Here is a 4,857-nt window from a genome sequence, read left to right as displayed (position 1 = left end):
GGGGCACGGGCTGGGGCCACTCCCTGAACCCGGGGGCCGCGGGGGGGGCCCCGCTGGGCGGCCCCAGCCGTTGGGGGGTGTCCGACTGGCCGAAAAACCGCAAGGCGACCGCGCTCTATGAGCGGCGGTTTCACGGACACGGGTGAGCCCGGCGATCCTCTGCCCGGTGGCGTTGGCAGGGAGCGGGTCATGGCGAAGAGCCTGGCCGCTGTCTGATCTCCACATCCGGGCACGGCGGGATCCCTCACTTGGTCATGCTGCGGCGGCGAGGGGGCGTCCGCCCCAGCGAATGCCCTTCTCGCTGCGGATGCGGGCGCGTTCGCGGCGCAGTGCGGCCAGGACGTGGGGGTGGCGGGGGTTATGGAACGGGGCGCCGTCCTGGCGGGCCGCGCGGTGCCCAGCGGCCCGAACTCGTCGAAGGCGAAGGTCCGGTCCGGGCGCTCGTGGAGCACGTACTCGATGCGGTCCAGCTTGGCGTCGAAGTCCAGGTCGGTGGACTCATTCCAGGTCTTGGCGCGCTGGAAGGTGATTCCGCGGCGGGCGAGTAGGCGGCGCAGGGCCTCGCGGCCGATCCGTATCGGGCGGGCGAGGTCGCGGCGCAGGTGATCGGCGAGTTCCCGGATCGACCAGCGGGTGAAAGGCATGCCGAGCTTGGTCGGGCGGGTGGTGGCCGTCTGGATGACGAAGTCCTCCTCGTCATCGCTGAGCAGGCGGGGACAGCGCGCCCGACTGGTCCCTCGGCCTGGCCTGCGCGCTGGGCGGTCTCATCGGCGGCTATCTCGGCGCCCGTCTCTAGCCACGGATGCGAGACCTTCCTCGCCTGCTCCTGGGCACACTAGCCGCCGGGCTCAGCACCCTCTACGCGATCAACGCGCTGTGCTGAACTGTCTCGCCAACCCACCACGTCGGCAGGTCGTCGGAAGAGGCAGCTCGGCACCTTTCGTGCACGGTGTCACCACCGGCGAGAGCGATTCCTGCCCGCCCGGCGAATCTGCCGAGCGATGATCTTTTCCGACTCAATGAGGTATTGCCTGCCGTCAAGACGTGCGGACCTCGACCTCTACGATCCGATACTGCAAGCGTGGCGGCAGATGTTCACAGTGATCTGATCGCCTCTGTCGCCATATGGTGGTCGAAGCCAGAGACAACGCGTAGACCTCGCCACGCAGGTCCCGGTAGTACAGCATCCGGTCGGTGAGAACGAATTCCCCCTCCGGCACCAGCAAGCACGAAAGGACGACCATGCTGGCCACTTCTCAGCGGCGTGAGCTGCCTCGCCGCCACCGGCACGCTGGCGGGAATCCAAACAGACTCAACTCCCTTATCCAGGTCACAACTCCAGCGGTCCGACTCTCTCTTTGTCTCAGGGCATAGGCGACCGGGGAAAGCGGTCATCCCGCTCCTTCCCTGCTCTGTCACGTCTGGGGGCCGCCCATCGGTCGCATCGCGCGGGAAGACGCGGTGCTGTTCCGGACGGCCTCTTTGAACGCGAACCGAAATCGGGTCGGCAGTCACGCGGCAGTGGCGTCAGCCGTCCTGACGGCGGTATCGACGCGGGCGTGCACTACCAGACCCCCACCGGCAGCATCGGCCTGAGCTTGCAGGGCGCGACGGGTAGGAGCACTGGGCGTCGCCACCGATATCAGCACATCCGATTGCCTGCACCTGCGATACGCCTCCACAACCGCCCCGATCACTTCATCGGGCACCACGGTTCCAAGAACGATGACCGCGGGCGTGGGATCGTGCACGTGGACCAGGTCGCTGATCAAGGCGGCCAGATTCTGCTCTCGTAAGCCGGACGCGTCCTCCACCGTGAGGACCAGCACGCCGTTCTCAAGCCTGTGGGACAGCACGGCCCTCTCCATCCCGGAACTTCGCATCACCTGCAGGCGCAGGTACTCGGTGTGCTCGGCGCTGGTCCCGGATCGCCTCTTCCAGGGCTATGCGGAGTCCCAGATTGAGTTCGCCGGTGGTTACCCAGGCGATGAGCAGTTCGGCGACTCGGCCCAGCTCAAGAGCCGTGCGATCAGCGACCTCAGACAGGACCGTTCCAGCCTGGCCGGGTTCGAACCGCCCCAGAGCCATCACCACACCCGTCGCATGCTCAACCACGGCCTGCCGCGCCCCATCACGCTGCGGCTGCGCCGCCTGCGGCATCTGCTCATTCCCCGTGCGGGGCGTGGACTGCTCGCTGTGGCCGTGCGTCAGCAGCTGACTCATCAGCGCACCCTTCTTCACTTCCGGGCCGCCGGTCACTGCGCCAGAGCCCCTCGGCGTACGCGGGCGCAGCTGCCGGAGATGAGGCGGGAGACGTGCATCTGCGAGATGCCGAGCTTCTCGGCGATGTGGCCTTGCGTCATGTCCTCGAAGAAGCGCATGTAGAGGATGGTCCGCTCCCGTTCGGGGAGCTGGCGCAGCTCCTTGGCGGCCGCCTGTCGGTCGACGATGGTGTCGAAGGAGGAGTCGGTGCCGCCCAGGGTGTCGCCGAGGCTGTATCCGTCGTCGCCTGCGCCTACTTCCACGTCGAGGGAGAGGGCGCTGAAGCCTTCCATGGCCTCCATCCCGGCACTCACCTCGTCCTCGGTGAGGCGGGCGTGGGCGGCGATCTCAGCGATCGTCGGCTCGGCCGGGCCGGGCTGCTGGCGGAGTTCGCGGCGGGCGACCTGAACTCGGTTGCGCAGTTCCTGGACACGGCGCGGGACCCGCACGGCCCACATCCGGTCCCTGAAGTGACGTTTCACCTCGCCGGTGATCGTCGGGATGGCGTAGCTCTCGAAGGCGCCGCGGACAGGGTCGAACCGGTCGATGGCCTTGATGAGACCGAGGGCTGCGACCTGGCGCAGATCCTCGGTGGCTTCACCCCGGTCGCGGAAGCGGCCGGCGATCCGGTGCGCCATGGGCAGCCAGAGACTGACAAGCTCATCGCGCACTGCGTCCCGCTCGGGCCCGGCCTCCAGTTCCACCAGCCGGATGAACAGAGCGCCGGATTCGGGTGAGTCGTCAAAGCCTCGGTCTGCAGCAACGGCGTCGGCCGACTGGGCCTTGGAGTTGGCGTCGGCGTACGGACGCTCTACGGAGTTCTCGGTAGGCACGCGGGATCCCTCCTGGACGGCGCGTTCGGGCGGTGCGCGAGGACAGCAACGCGGGGCCGAACGAGGGTGATGGGACATGCCGCACTGAGAAGGGCTACGCAGACCGCAGAAGAAGCCGCGGCCGCGCGGATCAACTCCGCTTGGCTCGCGCCTCCGGTCCGAAGCACACACCCCGCCTGCCCCGTGTCCACACCCACAAACAGTTCCTTCGGCGCCGCCTGTCCCCGGGTTGCCGCGACACCTCGTTGAACAACGCGCGGGATCTCGCTGCCGTCGGCGCGGTGCCGGCCACCCTGCTGGCCGTTGAGCCTGTGCAGTCGGTAGCCCACTACCCCACCAATGTCGCCGCCGGCACGCCCGGCAGCACCTGGCTCATCCAGGTTGGCCCCGTCTCCTGCGGCATTGGCTGCAGCGGCCACACCCCCAGCGACGCATACGGCAGTTCTTCTCCTCTCCTGAACGAGGCAGTTCGGGGTACTCGCCCAGTCATCAAAGCCCGGGCTTCCGCGGCAGCCCGTACTGCAGGAACAGAGCAGGAGGTGATGGCATGTCGAGTACACACCCGCAAAGCCTGAAATCGGTCCAGCATTCGAACGGTGTGGGGCATGAGCCGGTGGGCGAGCTGGTCCAACGGGCCTCGCGGCAGCTGACTGAACTGGTGCGCGGCGAGATGAAGCTGGCGCAGGCGGAAATGAAGGAGAAGGGCAAGCGCTACGGCAAGAGCGGCGGCCTGTTCGGCGGCGCCTCGCTGATCGGCCTTCTGATGCTCCAGGCGCTGGTCGCCACTGCGATCGCAGCCCTTGCGCTCCTGCTGCCGCTCTTGGCTGCGGCCCTCATCATCTCCGCCGTCCTCGGCGTGATCGCCGCATTCATGGCCCTCAGCGGCAAGAAGCAGGCCGCCACGGCATCCCCCCTGAGAGCACGATCGAGAACGTCAAGGCCGACGTGGCTGAGATCAAGAGGAGCGCACACCGATGACCCACACGCCCGCCGAGCGGCACACCACTCCCACACCGGCCGAACTACGCGAACAGATCGAGCACACCGCCACGAACTCGGTGTCCGGGACCTAGGCGGTTTCGTTTGGATCAGTTGGTCGTTGGTTCGGGTGTGCCGTTGAGTGATGCGCAGTGGGCGCGGATCGAGCCGATGCTCCCGGACCGGACGCCCAGACGGGGTGGTCGCTGGCGTGATCATCGGGAGGTGATCGACGCGATCGCCTTCAAGTTCCAGACCGGCACCCAGTGGGTGCATCTGCCGGAGAAGTACGGCAACTGGCGGGGCGTCTACAACCGGCTGCGGATGTGGGCCGTTGACGGCACCTGGGAGCGGGTGTTCACCGCGCTGATGGCCCAGGCCGACGCCGACGAAGACCTCAACTGGGTTGTCTCGGTGGACTCCACGATCGTGCGCGCTCACCAGCATGCGGCAGGGGCTCGCAAAAAGGGGCTCCGGCCGGCGAGCCCGGCGACCACGCCATCGGGCGATCGCGCGGCGGACTGACCACGAAGATCCACCTTGCCGCCGACGACCGATGCCGGCCGCTGGCCTTCCATCTCACCGCCGGGCAGGCCGGGGATGCACCCGCCTTCACCGAAGTCATGGCCCGCTTGCGCATTCCACGACCCCGAGGACGACCCCGCACCAGGCCCGACGTGGTCTTGGCAGACAAGACATCCCACGCCGATAAGCGTCAAGCCGCCGCTGCCTTGAGGTCTGCTGAGGCCTGTGGGAAAGCGACTGCTTCGTCGTAGGCGTGACC

Annotated in this window: 3 protein-coding genes and 4 pseudogenes; 3 read left to right on the top strand and 4 right to left on the bottom strand. The window is 67.7% G+C overall.

From position 1 onward, the window contains the following. Window positions 1-347 precede the first annotated feature (347 nt). Window positions 348-716: pseudogene (locus tag ACFXGX_RS34855) on the bottom strand (IS630 family transposase); the annotation flags it as partial. Between ACFXGX_RS34855 and ACFXGX_RS34850 the strand changes: the two are divergent. Continuing rightward, window positions 713-883 (top strand): annotated as a pseudogene (locus ACFXGX_RS34850) (sulfite exporter TauE/SafE family protein); the annotation flags it as partial. The pseudogenes ACFXGX_RS34855 and ACFXGX_RS34850 sit on opposite strands and share 4 nt — an antisense overlap. Before the next feature lie 628 nt (window positions 884-1,511). On the opposite strand, the gene ACFXGX_RS34845 reads toward ACFXGX_RS34850, so the two are convergent. The 3 genes from ACFXGX_RS34845 to ACFXGX_RS34835 are packed head-to-tail and all read right to left on the bottom strand — an operon-like array spanning window position 1,512 to window position 3,095. Further along, a complete protein-coding gene (locus tag ACFXGX_RS34845; protein ID WP_384799620.1) occupies window positions 1,512-1,856 on the bottom strand; it encodes a hypothetical protein in 345 nt (114 codons plus the stop codon). Then, on the bottom strand, window positions 1,837-2,223 hold the full coding sequence (locus ACFXGX_RS34840; protein WP_384799617.1) for a hypothetical protein: 387 nt from the start codon (window positions 2,221-2,223) through the stop codon (window positions 1,837-1,839). Before ACFXGX_RS34840 ends, ACFXGX_RS34845 begins: the two co-directional genes overlap by 20 nt. Window positions 2,224-2,255: 32 nt before the next feature. Beyond that, window positions 2,256-3,095, bottom strand: coding sequence for a SigB/SigF/SigG family RNA polymerase sigma factor (locus ACFXGX_RS34835; RefSeq protein ID WP_384799614.1), 840 nt, complete (start codon window positions 3,093-3,095; stop codon window positions 2,256-2,258). A gap of 613 nt (window positions 3,096-3,708) precedes the next feature. Between ACFXGX_RS34835 and ACFXGX_RS34830 the strand changes: the two are divergent. After that, window positions 3,709-4,073: pseudogene (locus tag ACFXGX_RS34830) on the top strand (phage holin family protein). Window positions 4,074-4,244: 171 nt separating this feature from the next. Beyond that, window positions 4,245-4,768 (top strand): annotated as a pseudogene (locus tag ACFXGX_RS34825) (IS5 family transposase); the annotation flags it as partial. Window positions 4,769-4,857: the final 89 nt, after the last annotated feature.

It is taken from the genome of Streptomyces sp. NPDC059371, from assembly GCF_042751995.1.
GTDB lineage: Bacteria > Actinomycetota > Actinomycetes > Streptomycetales > Streptomycetaceae > Streptomyces.
This window is presented reverse-complemented; position numbering and strand designations above follow the sequence as displayed.